A 16,454-nucleotide genomic window follows, 5' to 3' on the forward strand; every position below is an offset into this window, starting at 1 on the left:
ATGAACCGGCAACCACACGCCAATTCACGCGAGCAGATCGTCGCCAATGCCATCCAGGACGTGGTGGGCGAGCTGCGCCTGATCGAGGTCGCGGATTATATCGCCTTTATCCGGCTGGAGCATTTCGCCTGCCTGTCGGACCTGGTGGACTCGGCTGCGGAGCTCTATTTCCAGCCGGGCACGCTCAGGCTCGGTCATGGCGGCGAAGCGCATGTCGACTGGAGCGGCAGCCCGCGCATCGTGCTCGATCTCGAGCTTCGGCCGCGCGGCGTAACCGTCTATTTCCAGCTGATGCTGACCGGGCAGGGCACGTCCGTGATCGTCAATTACGTCTCTTTCGAGAAGCCCGGCGAGACGCCGGAGCACAACACCGCCCTGCTCGAGGACGCGATCGACGAGGCGCGCATCCGGAGGACCGAGCCGCTCGCTTTTCCCTGACGATGTTTCAGGTCTCGGCGCCTGGCCTGGGCGAGCTACTCGATCAGACCAAGCCGCAGCGCCTTCGCGACCGCCTGGTTGCGGTTGACAGCGTTGAGCTTCTGCGTCGACTGGGTGAGATACTGGTTGGCGGTGTGCACCGACAGTTTCAGGAGCTTCGCGATCTCCTCGCTGGTGTTGCCGTTGGCGGTCAGCTTCAGGCATTCGAGTTCGCGCTTGGAAATGGCGCGAGTCCTGCCGGTTTCGCTTGGACGGATGCGGGCGACCGACGCAAACAGGGCAAAGCAGCGCGCGTGGATTTCAAAGAGCGTGTCGTCCGAAAGGGTCATGTCCGGCCCCTGGAAGACGAGTAGCCCGCACTGGCCGCGCTCCGCATGCACCGGAAAGGCGATGCCGTCGGTGCCGGGCGCCAGCGGCGCGGTCGGTTCGGACCATGCCAGGCTTTCAAACCTCTGCCGCGAGCCGGCCATGCCGCTGTCGGCCCACCAGCGCGGCGTCGTCGAGATGCGGCTGTGCCGCACCATTTCCTCGCCGCTGGCGCCCGAGATGAATTTGGTGGTGAGGCCGGTCGACGGATAATCGGAATCGAAGCAGGCGACCAGGCGCGCTCGCTCCAGCGAGGGGCTGACGAAGAACAGTCCGAAACCAGAAGCGTTGATATCGACCGCGATCCAGCGGCAGCGGCGCACGGCGTCCGGAATGGTCACCGCGTGATGCGTCTCCGATCCGAGCGAGAAGGCGCCGAACGGATTGCGCTGCTCGTTGAAAAGGGCGGCAGCGGCCTCTTTGATCTGTGCGTGCTTCAAATGATGCCGCTCCTGATCGCGGTCGCAATCGCCATCGCCCGGTTCGAGGCCGCGAATTTCTGGATGGCATGCGTGATGTAGCTGTTGACGGTATTCGACGAGACGCCAAGGATGAGGGCCACCTCGTCGGTGGTCTTGCCCTCCGATACCCAGAACAGGCATTCGCGCTCGCGGTCCGACAGCGGATCCTGCATGGATGCCGCGGCGATCAATTGCGGGATGCTGGATAGCGCGTAGCAGCATTTCAGCTGCGCCTTCATCAGGGCCGTAAGGTCGATCTTGCCGGGCTCGGCGGCGGAAAACAGCACGAAAAGACGCTGGCGGCCGACATTGAGCCTGAGCGAATAGATCTCGGCGTGGCCGAGCACATCGAGCAGACGCGCTTCCTCGCCGCTCAGTAGCGCGCCCGCGTCGGGCGCATGCGCCGCGACCAATGGCTTGGGGCGCACGCCCGGCGCTGCCGTCAGCGGGCCGAGCGCGAGATTGGCAATCAGCCGCTTGCCGATCAACTCGATGGCGTCGAAAATCCAGTTCGACGACACGATACGCGCGTCGTTTCGATCCTGATCGTGCACCATGGCGACCAACATATAGCTGTCGGCGCCGATATCGGCTGAAAGCTGCATGAAGAAACTGGTGAGATCGCCGCGCGACGCCAGGCGCGAGCCTGAAGCGTCGGATTGAAGAAGCGCGGCGGGACTGCTCATTTTGATATTCTGACCGGAATCGATCCTTGCGCCCGGTGCTGGCATTGGCCAGCGCTCGGACCCGAAACGCGTCACGTTTACGAAGACACACTCACGGGCGCGCACAGCGCCCAACCGAGCCGAATCCTTACAGGGAACGCGAAGCCGTCCGCGTCTGGTGCCGGCAGGACGCCGGAACTTGAGACTTTGGGTGGTCGCCGCGCCCCCCGTGGACCGGCTGATTCGGGTCTAATCTACCCGCAGATGAATCCGACATCAAACGCGATTTGACAAAATCGAATCCGCTGGACTCGTGTTGCGACTCAGCTGCTGCTCATCGCGTTGCTTGGGGGTGGCTTCAGAGCTGCATCGAGCCGATGATTTCCCGGTGACGTCCGTTGCAGGCGGAAGCGCGTCCTTTCAATCAGATATGGCTCAGCGGTCCTCGAAGCCGGTCAGCACGCCGACGGCGTTGATGCCGATTTCCTCAACCGCGTAGCCGCCTTCCATGACGAACAGCGTCGGCAGGCCGAGCTTGGCGATGCGCCGGCCGATCTTGGGATAGTCTTCGCTCTTCAGCTTGAACTGGCTGATCGGATCCTTCTCGAAGGTGTCGACGCCGAGCGAGACCACGACCACGTCCGGCGCATAGGCGGCAAGCTTGGTGCAGGCGTCTTCCAGCGCCGCGTTCCAGCCGCCCCAGTCGGTGCCGAAGGGCATCGGGTAGTTGACGTTGAAGCCTTCGCCTTCATCCTCGCCGCGCTCGTCGGCATGGCCGAGGAAGAAGGGGTACTCGACCATCGGATCGCCATGCAGGTTGAGCACCTGGACGTCGCCGCGGCGATAGAAAATCTCCTGCGTGCCATTGCCGTGGTGGTAATCGACATCGAGGATCGAGACGCGGCTTGCGCCCTGGTCGCGGAACCGTTGCGCGACGACGGCGGCGTTATTGATGAAGCAGTAGCCGCCCATGAAGGCCGCGCCGGCATGGTGGCCGGGCGGGCGGCAGAGCGCGAAGGCGGTCCGCTCGCCGCCCTTGACCAGAGCGGCCGCCGTCAGCGCGACGTCATAGGATGACTTGATCGCTTTCCATGTGCCTTCGACGAAGGTGGCGCCGGCGTCGAAGGAATAATAGCCGAGCAGGGCGTCAATGCGCTTCGGCGGGACATCGCCGCGCAGGCCGCGCGTCGGCCAGGTGAAGCCCATCGCCGAGCCCTTGAAGCCGGCGGCGACCCATTCCGGCCAAACCGTCGGCAGGAAATCGATGTAGTGCGCTTCATGCACGCGCTTGGCGGCGGCAAGGTCGTGCTCGACCGGCCCGATGATCGGCCCCAGCTTCTCGCTTTCCACCCTTGCCTTGATGAATTCGGCCCGCGAGGGCTTCTCGAAACCCGGCACGATCGCCGAGGTGACCAGTTCCATCTGGCCGGCGTGACCGGCGTGAAGCGGCGAAAAAACTGTCTTCATTTTGGGAGTTGGCTCGCTGTTCGAGTTCTGGTTACGGGGCCTCAAACAGCTTTGTGGCAGAGAGTTCCGGCGCCGCCAAGGGGCATTTCAATTTGTCGTTCGGGCCAGCATGGGACGGCTTGCCAGGCGCCAATACTCTGCTAGCCTAGGCACAAATGGGAGAAAATGATGCCGCAAACGGCCGATCTTATCGTCGAGAACGCCAGCATATTGACGATGGATCCGGATACCCCCGCCGCCCAGGCCATTGCCATCAAAGGTGATAAGATAATTGCGATCGCAGATCGCGATAGCGTCCGCGACTGCAAAGGCCCTGCCACTCGTGTCGTCGATGCTCAGGGCGGCTCCGTCCTGCCGGGCTTCATCGAAGCGCACATGCATTTGTTCGGCGGCGCGGCCGAGCTCGACAATCTGCATCTGGCAGGCGTGCAGGGCTTCGACGCGCTTCGCGACGCGATCCGGGGCTTTGCGGCGAAGCGTCCGAAAGCCGGGCTGCTGCTCGGCGCCGGTGTAGACTATGCGATCCTGCCCGAGCCGGTGACCCGCCATCACCTCGACCGTATCATTCCCGACCGGCCCTTCGCCATGTCGGCCTCCGACCATCACACGATGTGGGCGAACACCAAGGCGCTGGAAGAGGCCGGCCTGCTGCATGGCAAGCAGGTGGGACCAGGCAACGAAATCGTCATGGACGCGGACGGGCTTGCCGCCGGCGAGTTGCGCGAAGGCGAGGCGTTCGGTCCCGTGCTCGACCATTTCGGCGCGAACCGGACACGGCTCGGCCTCGAAGGTGCCGAGCCGGATCCCTATCCGTCGGCAGCGGAGCTTGTCGCCGACCGCGACCTCATGCATCGCGGGCTTGAGTGGTGCGCAAAGCACGGCATCACCTCGATCCAGAACATGGACGGCAACCTCTACCAGCTCGAGCTGCTCGCCGGGCTGCAAGAGGAAGGACGGCTCATCTGCCGCACCAAGATCCCGTTCCACTTCAAGAATTTCATGAAGCTGGACATGCTGGAAAAAGCCTCGCGCATGGCGGCGGCGTACAATTCCGAGTGGCTGTCGTCCGGCATGGTCAAGGTCTTCTACGACGGGGTGCTGGATTCCTGGACCGCGGTGATGGTCGACGATTATGCCGACCGTCCGGGCTGGCGCGGCGAGCCGCTTTTTTCCCCCGAGCATTTCGCCGAGGTTGCGGCCGAAGCCGACAGGCGCGGCCTGCAGATCGCCGTTCATTCGATCGGAGACGGAGCGGTGCGCGCCGTGCTCGACGGTTACCAGGCGGCAGTGAAGAAAAACGGCAGGCGCGACAGCCGGCACCGCATCGAGCACATCGAAGTAATCACCCCGTCCGATGTGCCGCGTTTCGCCGAGTTCGGCGTGCTCGCCTCGATGCAGCCGCCGCATCCGCCGGGCGCGATGAATTTCCCGCTGGAGCCGACGATCTCGCGCATCGGCCGCGATAAGTGGCCGCTGAGCTATGCCTGGCGCACCTTGAAGAATGCCGGCGCGCGGGTCGTCTTCGCATCCGACTGGCCGGTCTCGCCGGTTGACCCGATCCTGGGCATCCAGGCGGCGGTCTTGCGCAAACCTTGGGCAGAAGGCCTGCCGGACCAGAGCTTCTCGCTGCATGAAGCGATTGCCGGCTACACGGTCGAAGGCGCTTATGCCGAGTTCATGGAACACCGCAAGGGGCGCCTGAAGCCCGGATACCTCGCCGATATCGTGGTTTTGTCGGCCGATATCGAGAAGACGGCGCCGGAGGCGCTGCACACCGTGCGGCCGGTTACCACCATCTGTGGCGGCAAGATCACTTTCCAAGCTTAGGATTGTCCAGGCCTGAGGCTGGCATGGGTATTGCCTTAAAAAAACGAGTAGCAGCTCCGCAGTTGCCAAGCCGGCCGGCTTATGGTGACAATCAAACAGGAACGCACCTGCCGCCAAGAGCAGGCTCTCTCAATGGGGTAATCGTGCCGGAACAACCGGGTAAGAATGCGATCGAAGTTCGCGGCGTACGAAAAGTATTTGGAACCGGTGAAAACCAGGTAGCGGCTCTCGACACGGTGTCCGTCTCGATCCGCGAGAACGAGTTTTTCACGCTGCTCGGCCCGTCCGGATGCGGAAAGACGACGCTTTTGAGACTGATTGCCGGCTTCGATTTCCCAAGCGCCGGCGAAATCATGCTGCACGGCCAGGACATCGCGCCGCTGCCGCCGTTCAAGCGACCCGTCAACACCGTCTTCCAGAGCTATGCGCTGTTCCCGCACATGACGGTGGCGCAGAACATCGGCTTCGGGCTGGAGATGCTCGGCAAGCCCAAGGGCGAAATCGAGGCACGGGTCGCTCAGATGCTGAAACTGGTCAAGATGGAGGCGCTCAAGGCGCGCCGCACCAGCCAGATATCGGGCGGCCAGCAGCAGCGCGTGGCGCTCGCCCGGGCGCTCGCGCCACAGCCGAAGGTGCTCTTGCTCGACGAGCCTTTGTCGGCGCTCGACTACAAGCTGCGCAAGGAGATGCAGATCGAACTGAAGCGTCTGCAGCACGAGACCGGCATCACCTTCATCTTCGTCACCCACGACCAGGAAGAAGCGCTGACCATGTCCGACCGCATCGCGGTGATGTCGGCCGGCAAGATCCTCCAGGTCGGCACGCCGCGCGACATCTATGATCGCCCCGCTGAACGCTTCGTCGCCGACTTCATCGGCGAGACGAATTTCTTGGCCGGCACGGTGGTGTCGAAGAAGCCAGGGGTCGCGACGGTCAAATTCGACAGCAACGCGACGGTCGCCGCCGGCTATCCGGAGGGCTTCGATCCGACAGGCGAGGTGACGCTGGTGGTGCGCCCAGAGCATGCCGACCTGGTGCCCGATCCGGCCAAGGGCACGATCGCTGGCACGCTCTCCAACATCGTCTATTTCGGCACCGATACGCATTACCACGTGAGGCTCGACGGCGGTGAAAACTTCATCGTGCGCCATCAGAACAGCCGCTCGTCTCCGGTGACCTACGAGACTGGCGCCGAGGTCGGCATCCAGTTCGAGGAGGGCGCCGCGCGCGTCCTGAAAGACTGATGACGACAGCCACGCTCTCCCCGACCATGCCTTCCAAGGCCGCGTTGTTCGAAGCCCAGGCAGTGAAAGCCGGCGCGCGACGCAACCGCCTGCTGTCGCTGCCGGCGCTGCTCATCATCGGCATTTTCGGCGTGCTGCCGCTTTTGATCATCTGCGTCTATTCGTTTCTGGCCGCCGCGCCCTATGGCGGCGTGCAGTGGCGGTTCTCGACCGACGCCTATCTGAACTTCCTGTTCCAGCGCGACATCTTCGACGACACCCTGCAGTTCACGCCGGACTTCCTGATCATCTATCTGCGCTCGTTCCTGTTCGCGGTGGTGACGACGATCATCTGCCTGCTGCTCGGATTTCCGACCGCCTATTTCATGGCGACGCGACCGCCGGCGCAGCGCAACTGGTGGGTGCTTCTGATCACCATCCCGTTCTGGTCGAACCTTTTGGTCCGCACGCTGGCGATCATGTTCATCATCCGCGACGAAGGGCTGATCAACAATGCGCTGCTGGGGCTCGGCGTCATCGATAAGCCGATCACCATGCTCTACACCAATTTCGCCATCCAGCTCGGCCTGCTCTATGCTTTCCTCCCGTTCATGGTGCTGCCGCTCTATTCCAGCCTGGAGAAGCTCGATTTCCGGCTGATCGAGGCGGCCTACGACCTCTACGCGACGCGCCGCCAGGTGCTGTGGCGGGTGATCATCCCGCTGTCGAAGCCCGGCATCATCGCCGGCTGCCTGCTTGTCTTCATCCCGGCGCTCGGCGCCTATGTCACGCCGCTGATCCTCGGCGGGGGCGTCCACCTGATGATCGGCGATCTCATCGCCCAGCAATTCGGATCGGGGCGCAACTGGCCGCTCGGCTGCGCGCAGGCGCTGATCCTGATGGCCGCGGTGTTGGTGGCGCTGTTCTTCTACGTCCGCAACACGTCGGGGAAGGTGCAGCATGGCTGAGCCCCGCAGCATCGACATCAAGGAGCAGCCGGGCTTCCGCTCGATTGCTGTCATCTGCCTGCTGGTGCTCTACGTGCCGGTGCTGATCCTGATGATCTTCTCGCTGAACAGCGGCTCGCTGGTCACGCATTGGGAGGGCGTCACGCTCGGCTGGTACGGCAGCGCGTTGCGCAACGAGGAATTCCACAACGCTGCCCGCAACACGCTGATCATCTCGATCAGCGCCACGATAATCTCTACCGTGTGCGCGACGCTCGCGGCGATCGGCATGACAAGAGTGAAGCCGTGGCGCGGGCTGGCGGCGGCCTTCATGGTCATCAATCTGCCGCTGATGGTGCCGGAAATCATCACGGCGGTGGCGACGCTCTCCTTCTTCGCGCTGATCGCCGGCACGTTCGGGCTGAATTTCGGCATCGGCAATCTGATCCTCGCCCACACCGTGTTCTGCATTCCGTTCGCCTACATGCCGATCCGGGCGCGGCTGGAAGACATGGACCTGACGCTGGAATATGCCGCCGCAGACCTCTACGCGACGCCGTGGAAGGCCTTCAAGCGCATCACGCTGCCGTTGCTTGTTCCCGGCATCATGTCGGGCGCAGCACTCGCCTTCATCGTCTCATTCGACGATTTCACCATCACCCAGCTCGTCGCCGGCCCCGGCCAGACGACTTTGCCCCTCTATATCTGGAACCAGATCCGGCGGCCGATGACGCCGGAGATCAACGCCATCTCCACCATCCTGCTTTTGGTGTCGATCCTGTTCGTCTCGGTCTCGTTCCTGATCGCGCGCAGACGCGCCAAATGATCCGTGAGCTCCAACACAAAACAATGGGAAGGCAAGGAGAACATTAAATGTCTGGAAAACTGATGGCGGCCGTTTCCGCGGCCGTGCTGTTATGGGCCGTTCCGGCGCTCGCCGACGGCGAATTGCATATCTACAACTGGGGCGACTACACCAACCCCAAGCTGATCGAGAAGTTCGAAAAGCAGTACAACGTCAAGGTGACGCTGGACGACTACGATTCCAACGAAACCATGCTGTCCAAGGTGCGCGCCGGCAATTCCGGCTACGACATCGTCGTGCCGTCCGACTACACCGTGAAGATCATGATCGAGGAGGGCCTGCTCGAAAAGACCGAGCCCAACGCGATGCCGAACGGCAAGAACATCGATCCGCGCTTCCTCAATATCTACTGGGACTCCGGACGCCATTACACCGCGCCGTGGCAATTCGGCACGACGGCGTTCTCCGTCAATACGGATAAGTTCAAGGGCGACATCAACACGCTGGCCATCCTGTTCAACCCGCCGGACGAACTGAAGGGCCAGATCAACGTGCTCGACGACGTTAACACCGTCATGCACGCGGCCGAGCGCTATGCCGGCGTGCCGCGCTGCGGCGCAGACAAGGCCAGCCTGAAAAAGATCAACGATATACTGATGGCCGCCAAGCCGTCATGGAAGACGTTCAGCTACGACACGATCACCAAGATCACTTCCGGCGACGTGATCGTGACAGAACAGTGGAATGGTGCGGCTTACCGCTCGCGTCAGAAGATCCCGGCGATCAAATATGCCTATCCGAAGGAAGGCATCGAGGGCTGGATGGACAATGTCGCCGTGCTGAAGGGCGCCAAGAACCTGGAGAACGCCAAACTCTTCCAGGATTTCGTCATGGCGCCTGAGAACGCGGCGCTGATCTCCGAGTATGCCGGTTACGACAACGGCATCGCCGGCAGCCACAAATTTCTGCCGGCAGAGTTCGCCAACTCGCCGGAAATCAGCCCGCCGGCCGGCTCGCCGACGCCGGAATTCGTGCCGCCGTGCCCGCCAGATGTGGTGGAGATCTACAACAAGATCTGGACCAACCTGCGCAAGTAACTGAGCGGGAACGCATGAAGGGAGGGGAGGCTCCGGCCTCCCTTTCTTATGTGCAGGGAGGATTGATGGCATCTTACCGCAACTCCGATCCGCGGCCGCCGATCATGCAGGGCTCGCCGCCGGCCATGGCTCTGCCGAAGCTCGACTGGGATCGGCCACCGTGGAACCGCTGGGCCTTCCAGCACGTGCGTGAGTTTTTGCCGACCGTCGAGGTCTGGCGCGGCCAAGGTCATCGCCGTCGGCTCGATCGCGCCGAGGTCGATCTCGATGACCTGGCGGTGGCGGATAGCGAGGGCCGGCCGACAACGCTCGCCGGCCTGCTCGACGAGACCTACACGGACGGTTTCCTGGTGTTGAAGGACGGCACGGTCGCCTATGAGCGCTACTTCAACGGCATGAACGAGCGCACGCTGCATCTGTCGCAGTCTATGGCAAAGTCGGTCACGGGATCGGTGTTCGGCATCCTGGTCGGGCGCGGCCTGATAGACCCGGCCAGGCTGGTGACGGATTATCTTCCGGAGCTCGGCGAGACCGCCTGGGCCGGAGCCACCGTGCAGCAAGTGCTCGACATGACGACCGGCGTTCGCTTCTCGGAAGAGTACACCGATCGCTATTCCGAGATCGGCCAGGTCGATGTCGCCACCGGCTGGAAGCCGATACCGCCGGGCAGCGATCCTGATTTCCGGTGGCCCGCACATCTGTTCGAGCTGATCCTGCGGCTGAAGGACAAGGTGCGCGAACATGGCGAGGCCTTCGAATACCGCTCGATCGAGACCGATGTGCTTGCCTTCATCATGGAGCGGGTGAGCGGCAAGCGCCTGGCGCAGCTGGTCTCGGAAGAACTCTGGCAAAAGCTCGGCGCCGACGAGAGCGCCTGTTTCACCGTCGACAGCGCCGGCTATGCGCTGGCCGATGGCGGCTTCAACGCGACGCTGCGCGATTATGGCCGCTTCGGCCAGTTGATCCTCGACAATGGCGGCGGAGTCATCCCTGCCGAGTGGATCGAAACGACGCGTAACGGCAAGCACGGACCGGATTTCAGCCCGAGCCTTCCGGACGGCAGCTACCGCAATCAGTTCTGGATCGAGGATCCACGCTCTCGCGCACTGATGTGCAAGGGCGTGTTCGGCCAGATGATCCATATCAGCTGGGAGCACAGGATGGTCGTCGTGAAGCTTTCGACCTATCCGGATTTCCTCAACGCCGCCTATTCGGTGGCGACGCTTAAGGCCGTGCACGCCGTAGCCGCCGCGCTAGGCTGAAAGTCAGAAATGGACGACCGGGAGACAATCGTGACCGGCAACACCGCGTTCGAGACCAGATACGGCTTTTCCCGCAAGGATGTGCGGCTCGACAATTGGCGGCTGAGGCCGTTCTGTCAATGGTCGTTCCAGAATGTCGGCGAACTGGAGCCGAGCGTCCACGTTGCCGCCGCGTCCGGCGGCGAGGAACAGGTGAAATCGCTCGGCGCGCTGCTCGAGGAGAAAGTCACCTTGGCTGGCGGCGCCGAAACAGTCGAAGCATTCCTGAAGCGCTCCGACACTGACGGGCTGACGATCCTGAAGGGCGGCAGGCTGGTCGGCGATTGGTCGGCCCCGCATATGGCGTTCGGTCAGCGCCACATCATCTTTTCGATCAGCAAGTCGATGACGGCGATCCTCGCCGGCATCCTGCAAGGCGAGGGGGTGTTCGACCCGGAAGCGCCGGTGACAGAGTACATCCCCGAAGCCAAGGGCTCGGCCTATGGCGATGCGAGCGTGCGCAATGTGCTCGACATGACGGTCAGCCTCGACTTCGAGGAGGCCTATCTCGATCCGGAAAGCGCCTTCGCCCGCTATCGCCGCGCGACACTGTGGAATCCGGGCGGCGGGTCGGAAGGCCTCGCTGCGTTTCTGTTGACGTTACCGCGCCTCGCCGAGCCGCATGGGCAGACCTACCGTTATCGCTCACCCAATTCGGATTTGCTGGGCATCCTGGTGGAGCGGGCATCCGGCAAACGCGTCAGCGACTTGCTCAGCGAGAAACTGTGGCTGCCGCTGGGCGCCGCGAGCGAGATGTCGGTGACGGTCGACATGGAAGGCACGGCGCGTACCGCCGGCGGCATGTCGATGACGCCGCGCGACCTTGCCCGCATCGGCGAGATGATGCGCCAGGGCGGCACGGCCAATGGCCGCCGCATCGTGCCGGAGGCCTGGGTGCGCGACACGGTTGCCAGCGGCGGCAGCCATGAAGCCTGGCGGCGCGGTACGATGGTGTTCCTCTTCCCCAAGGGCCGCTACCGCAACAAATGGTACCAGATGGGCACGCCAAGCGGCGCCTTCTGCGGCATCGGCATTCACGGCCAGTGGATCTACGTCAACGCGAGCGACGAGGTGGTCATCGCCAAGATGTCGTCGCAGCCGGAACCGGTCGACGATCAGCTTGATCTCGATGTCGTCGCCTTCTTCGAGGCCCTGAGCCGGATGGTTTGAGCCGTTCGGCTGGTCGTTCCTCGCAGCTCTTTCCTGTGGAGCTTTCCTGTCGGGTGGAGACAGCGCGGTTGGCGCAGCCGTCGTCCCGGCCTATTGTCGCCGCTCTTTTCGGCAGGAACCAGCATGGCATCGGACATCAAGCGCATCGCAGCAATCATCGCGGCCGAGATCGGCTCGCGGCCGGAGCAGGCGGCAGCCGCAATCGGGCTGCTGGACGAGGGCGCAACGGTGCCTTTCGTGGCGCGCTATCGCAAGGAGGTCACCGGTGGCCTCGACGACACGCAGTTGCGAGACCTTTCCGAGCGGCTTGCCTATCTGCGCGAGCTCGATGCGCGCCGCGACACCATCCTCGGTTCGATCCGTGAGCAGGGCAAGCTGACCGAGGACCTCGAGGCCAAAATCGCGGCGGCGACCACCAAGGCCGAGCTCGAAGACATCTACCTGCCATACAAGCCGAAGCGCCGCACCAAGGCCGAGATCGCCAGGGAACGTGGACTGGGGCCGCTGGCCGAGGCGATCCTCGCCGACCGTTCGGCGGTGCCTGCCGAACTCGCGCTAGCCTATCTCACAGAGGAGGTTCCCGACGCCAAGGCGGCGCTCGAAGGCGCGCGCGACATCCTGTCGGAGCAGTTGGCCGAGAATGCCGATCTGGTCGGCAAGCTGCGCGCCTATATGAAGGAGCGCGCCTTCCTGCGCGCCAGGGTCGTCTACGGCAAGCAGGAGGCGGGCGCGAAATTCTCCGACTATTTCGATCATGTCGAGCGCTGGGCGAACGTGCCCAGCCATCGCGCCTTGGCCATGCTGCGTGGCCGCAACGAAGAGGTGCTGTCGCTCGACATCGAAGTCGATGCCGACGATCAATCGCCGGTGAAACCGGTCGAGCGGATGATCGCCAACGCCTATGCGATTGGTAGCACCCTGCCGGGCGACCGCTGGCTGATGGAAGTGGCCGGCTGGACCTGGCGGATAAAACTATCGCTCCATCTGACGCTTGATTTGATGCGCGACCTGCGCGAGCGGTCCGAGGACGAGGCCATCCATGTCTTTGCCCGCAACCTCAAGGACCTGCTGCTCGCCGCGCCCGCCGGCTCGCGGCCCACGATGGGTCTCGATCCCGGCATCCGTACCGGCGTCAAGGTGGCGGTGGTCGACGGTACCGGCAAGCTGGTGGCGACGACCACCGTCTATCCGTTTCCGCCAAAGAACGATGTGCGCGGCACGCAGGCGGAACTTGCCAGGCTCATTCGCTTCCACAAAGTGGAACTGATCTCGATCGGCAACGGCACCGGCAGCCGCGAGACCGAGAAGCTGGTGGCCGACATGCTCGCCAGCCTGCCGTCCGACGGCGGGCCGAAGCCGATCAAGGTGATCGTCAGCGAAGCCGGCGCGTCGGTCTATTCGGCCTCGGCGACGGCGGCCGCCGAGTTTCCCGACCTCGACGTGTCGCTGCGCGGCGCTGTGTCGATCGCGAGACGCCTGCAGGACCCGCTCGCCGAGCTGGTCAAGATCGAGCCGAAGTCGATCGGCGTCGGCCAGTATCAGCACGATGTCGACCAGTACCGGCTCGGCCGCTCGCTGGAGGCGGTGGTGGAGGATGCGGTCAATGCTGTCGGCGTCGACCTCAACACGGCATCGGCGCCGCTCTTGGCGCGCGTCTCGGGACTGGGGCCATCGCTTGCCGAAGCGATCGTCGCGCATCGCGACGTCGGCGGTCCGTTCGCTACGCGCCGCGATCTGCTGAACGTGGCGCGGCTTGGACCGCGCGCGTTCGAGCAGTGCGCAGGCTTCCTGCGCATCCCGAACGGCTCCGAGCCGCTCGACGCTTCATCCGTGCATCCGGAAGCCTATGGCGTGGCAAAGAAGATCGTCGCCGCCTGCGGCCGCGACGTGCGCGCGCTGATGGGCGACAGTGCCGCGCTCAAGGCACTCGACCCTCGTGTCTTCGTCGACGAGCGCTTCGGCCTGCCGACGGTACGCGACATCATCGCGGAACTGGAAAAGCCCGGACGCGACCCGCGGCCGGGCTACAAGACTGCGACCTTTGCCGAAGGCGTTGACGACATCAAGGACCTGAAGCCCGGCATGCTGCTCGAAGGCACCGTCACCAATGTCGCCGCCTTCGGCGCCTTCGTGGACATCGGCGTGCACCAGGACGGGCTGGTGCATGTCTCGCAACTGGCCGACCGCTTCATCAAGGACGCGCATGAGGTGGTGAAGGCCGGCGATGTCGTGAAAGTTCGGGTGGTCGATGTCGACATCAAGCGCAATCGCATCGGCCTCTCGATGCGCAAGGATGGCGGCCAGGGTGGGGCGCCTCGGGTCGGCCAGCGCGACAGCGGCGGCGGCAAGCCCGAACCGCGCTCGCCGGCGCCGCAGCGCCAGCCCGAACGGCCGGCGCAGGGTGCGTTCGGCGCGGCGCTCGCCGAGGCGATGAAGCGGAAATAGTTACCACGCCAGAACAGCCGGCTCCTTCTCAACCTGGCCCCGCAGCCAGTCGCGAAAGCTGGCAACCGGCGGATGGCCGCGCTTGGCGTGCGGCACGACGAGATAATAGGCACTGCGGCTCTGCATCGGCTTGCCCGGCGCCGGCACCAACTGGCCACGCTGCAATTCTCCGGCGACCAGGATCTGCGGCAGCAGCGCCACGCCGAGCCCCGCCATGCAGGCCTGCGCGACCGTGCCGAACTGCTCGAACTGCATGCCGGGGCCGGTCGGCGCGTCGAGCTCCTGATGCTCGAACCATTCGCTCCAGGCGTCGGGACGCGTTGCCATGTGCAGCAACGGCAGGCGGCCGATATCGGCCGGCGTCGCGACCTTCCGCTGCGCCAGGAATTCGGGCGCGGCGACCGGCATCACGGCCTCGCGCATCAAAAGCGTGCAATCAGCGTCCGGCCAATCAGGCATGCCGTGGTGGATTGCGGCGTCGAGCCGCTCGCGCGCGAAGTCGAAGCGGCCAATGCGCGTGGCGAAATTGATCGTGATGTCCGGATGACGGGCGACGAAATCCGGAATGAGCGGCATCAGCCAGCGCGTGCCGAAGGTCGGCAGGATGGCAAGGTTGAGAACACCGCTATGCCGATTGCTCATCAATCCAAGCGCCGCATCGCGCAACTGCGCGAGGGCTGACCGCACCGCGTCGGCATAGATCTCGCCCGCCGTGGACAGCCTGACATTGCGGCTGTCGCGTTCGAAAAGCCGGCGCCCGAACTGCTCTTCCAACAGATTGATCTGCCGGCTGACGGCACCTTGCGTTAGATCGAGCTCGCGGGCCGCGGCGGTGAAGGAGCCGAGACGCGCCACCGCCTCGAAGGCGGCAAGCGCGCTGACGTTTGGCAAGAGGCGGCGCTGGACGTTCATGATCTATTACTAACGCTCATCGATCCTCGATGCAATTTCGTTTGATTTTTTCCAGATGGAGGCGGATAAGCCGGGCCATCCAAGAATTTTTGCCGGGAGACCCACGTCATGGCCGCCGAGAAGAACGCCTTCGTCTGGAACGATCCCTTCCTTATCGAGGACCAGCTTTCCGAAGACGAGCGGATGGTGCGCGACGGCGCAGCGGCGTTCGCCGCCGACAAGCTGGCGCCCCGCATCGAGGAAGCCTATGCCGATGAGAAAACCGATCCCTCAATCTTCCGCGAGATGGGCGAGGCGGGCCTGCTCGGCATCACCATTCCGGAGGAATATGGCGGGCTCGGCGCCAACTACGTCACCTACGGGCTGGTGGCGCGCGAAGTCGAACGCATCGATTCCGGCTATCGCTCGATGATGAGCGTGCAGTCGTCGCTGGTCATGTATCCGATCCATGCCTACGGCTCGGAAGAGCAGCGCAAGAAGTACCTGCCGAAGCTCGCCTCCGGCGAATGGATCGGCTGCTTCGGCCTCACCGAGCCGGATGCCGGCTCCGATCCGGGCGGCATGAAGACACGGGCCGAGAAGACGGCGAACGGCTACAGGCTTTCCGGCTCCAAGATGTGGATTTCCAACGCGCCGATCGCCGACGTCTTCGTCGTCTGGGCAAAGTCGGCCGCGCATGACAACCAGATCCGCGGCTTCGTGCTGGAAAAGGGCCTGAAGGGGCTGTCGGCGCCGAAGATCGGCGGCAAGCTTTCGCTGCGAGCCTCAATCACCGGCGAGGTTGTGATGGAAGGCGTCGAGGTCGGCGAGGAGGCGCTGCTGCCCAATGTCTCGGGCCTGAAGGGACCCTTCGGCTGTCTCAACCGCGCGCGCTACGGCATCTCGTGGGGCGCCATGGGCGCGGCCGAGGATTGCTGGCACCGCGCGCGGCAGTACGGCGTCGACCGCAAGCAGTTCGGCAAGCCGCTCGCCGGCACGCAGCTCTTCCAGAAGAAGCTCGCCGACATGCAGACCGAGGTCGCGCTCGGCCTGCAGGGTTCGCTGCGCGTCGGCCGGCTGATGGACGAAGGCAAGATGGCGCCGGAGATGATTTCGATCGTCAAGCGCAACAATTGCGGCAAGGCGCTCGACATCGCCCGCCAGGCTCGCGACATGCATGGCGGCAACGGCATCCAGATCGGCTATCACGTAATGCGTCATGCCCAGAACCTGGAGACGGTCAACACCTATGAGGGCACGCATGACGTGCATGCGCTGATACTGGGTAGGGCGCAGACGGGGCTTCAGGCGTTTTTCTAAGCCGGCAACGGTGCTTAAATTAGGTGCAGCG

The 16,454-nt window shown here is 63.8% G+C and carries 14 protein-coding genes; 10 read left to right on the plus strand and 4 right to left on the minus strand.

The features are described from left to right. A complete protein-coding gene (locus CK224_RS06385; RefSeq protein ID WP_067002370.1) occupies positions 1-438 on the plus strand; it encodes a hypothetical protein in 438 nt (145 codons plus the stop codon). Positions 439-473: 35 nt separating this feature from the next. On the opposite strand, the gene CK224_RS06390 is transcribed toward CK224_RS06385, so the two are convergent. The 3 genes from CK224_RS06390 to CK224_RS06400 all read right to left on the minus strand — a co-directional run bounded on the left by CK224_RS06390 (position 474) and on the right by CK224_RS06400 (position 3,397). Then, on the minus strand, positions 474-1,244 hold the full coding sequence (locus CK224_RS06390) for a helix-turn-helix transcriptional regulator (RefSeq protein WP_095781165.1): 771 nt from the start codon (positions 1,242-1,244) through the stop codon (positions 474-476). Beyond that, complete coding sequence (locus CK224_RS06395) at positions 1,241-1,951, minus strand: helix-turn-helix transcriptional regulator (RefSeq protein WP_067002732.1); 711 nt, start codon at positions 1,949-1,951, stop codon at positions 1,241-1,243. Before CK224_RS06395 ends, CK224_RS06390 begins: the two co-directional genes overlap by 4 nt. 414 nt (positions 1,952-2,365) lie before the next feature. Beyond that, complete coding sequence (locus CK224_RS06400; RefSeq protein WP_095781166.1) at positions 2,366-3,397, minus strand: histone deacetylase family protein; 1,032 nt, start codon at positions 3,395-3,397, stop codon at positions 2,366-2,368. Positions 3,398-3,565: 168 nt separating this feature from the next. On the opposite strand from CK224_RS06400, the gene CK224_RS06405 reads away from it, so the two are divergent. The 8 genes from CK224_RS06405 to CK224_RS06440 all read left to right on the plus strand — a co-directional run bounded on the left by CK224_RS06405 (position 3,566) and on the right by CK224_RS06440 (position 14,212). Continuing rightward, positions 3,566-5,224 (plus strand): amidohydrolase, encoded by a 1,659-nt coding sequence (locus CK224_RS06405; RefSeq protein ID WP_095781167.1) that lies wholly within the window; start codon positions 3,566-3,568, stop codon positions 5,222-5,224. A gap of 143 nt (positions 5,225-5,367) precedes the next feature. Then, entirely contained in the window at positions 5,368-6,468 is a 1,101-nt protein-coding gene (locus CK224_RS06410) for an ABC transporter ATP-binding protein (RefSeq protein WP_095781168.1), read from the plus strand. Continuing rightward, a complete protein-coding gene (locus CK224_RS06415) occupies positions 6,468-7,415 on the plus strand; it encodes an ABC transporter permease (RefSeq protein WP_082953946.1) in 948 nt (315 codons plus the stop codon). The genes CK224_RS06410 and CK224_RS06415 overlap by 1 nt, the downstream gene beginning before the upstream one ends. Continuing rightward, complete coding sequence (locus CK224_RS06420) at positions 7,408-8,220, plus strand: ABC transporter permease (protein ID WP_095777180.1); 813 nt, start codon at positions 7,408-7,410, stop codon at positions 8,218-8,220. Before CK224_RS06415 ends, CK224_RS06420 begins: the two co-directional genes overlap by 8 nt. A 47-nt stretch (positions 8,221-8,267) precedes the next feature. Further along, entirely contained in the window at positions 8,268-9,296 is a 1,029-nt protein-coding gene (locus tag CK224_RS06425) for an extracellular solute-binding protein (RefSeq protein WP_176477866.1), read from the plus strand. Positions 9,297-9,361: 65 nt separating this feature from the next. Then, positions 9,362-10,558, plus strand: a complete 1,197-nt coding sequence (locus CK224_RS06430; protein WP_095781169.1) for a serine hydrolase — start codon at positions 9,362-9,364, stop codon at positions 10,556-10,558. 30 nt (positions 10,559-10,588) lie between these two features. Continuing rightward, a complete protein-coding gene (locus CK224_RS06435) occupies positions 10,589-11,767 on the plus strand; it encodes a serine hydrolase (RefSeq protein WP_095781455.1) in 1,179 nt (392 codons plus the stop codon). A 123-nt stretch (positions 11,768-11,890) separates the two neighbouring features. Further along, complete coding sequence (locus CK224_RS06440) at positions 11,891-14,212, plus strand: Tex family protein (RefSeq protein WP_095781456.1); 2,322 nt, start codon at positions 11,891-11,893, stop codon at positions 14,210-14,212. On the opposite strand, the gene CK224_RS06445 is transcribed toward CK224_RS06440, so the two are convergent. Continuing rightward, the gene (locus CK224_RS06445; protein ID WP_095781170.1) at positions 14,213-15,124 is read right to left on the minus strand and encodes a LysR family transcriptional regulator; all 912 of its coding nucleotides are present in this window, start codon (positions 15,122-15,124) and stop codon (positions 14,213-14,215) included. Between the two features lie 108 nt (positions 15,125-15,232). Here CK224_RS06445 and CK224_RS06450 point away from each other — a divergent pair, with 108 nt between their 5' ends. Further along, positions 15,233-16,423 carry an acyl-CoA dehydrogenase gene (locus CK224_RS06450; protein ID WP_095781171.1) on the plus strand — a complete coding sequence of 397 codons (1,191 nt, stop codon included), beginning with the start codon at positions 15,233-15,235 and terminating at the stop codon, positions 16,421-16,423. Positions 16,424-16,454: the final 31 nt, after the last annotated feature.

It is taken from the genome of Mesorhizobium sp. WSM3862, assembly GCF_002294985.1.
In the GTDB taxonomy this organism is placed as follows: domain Bacteria; phylum Pseudomonadota; class Alphaproteobacteria; order Rhizobiales; family Rhizobiaceae; genus Mesorhizobium.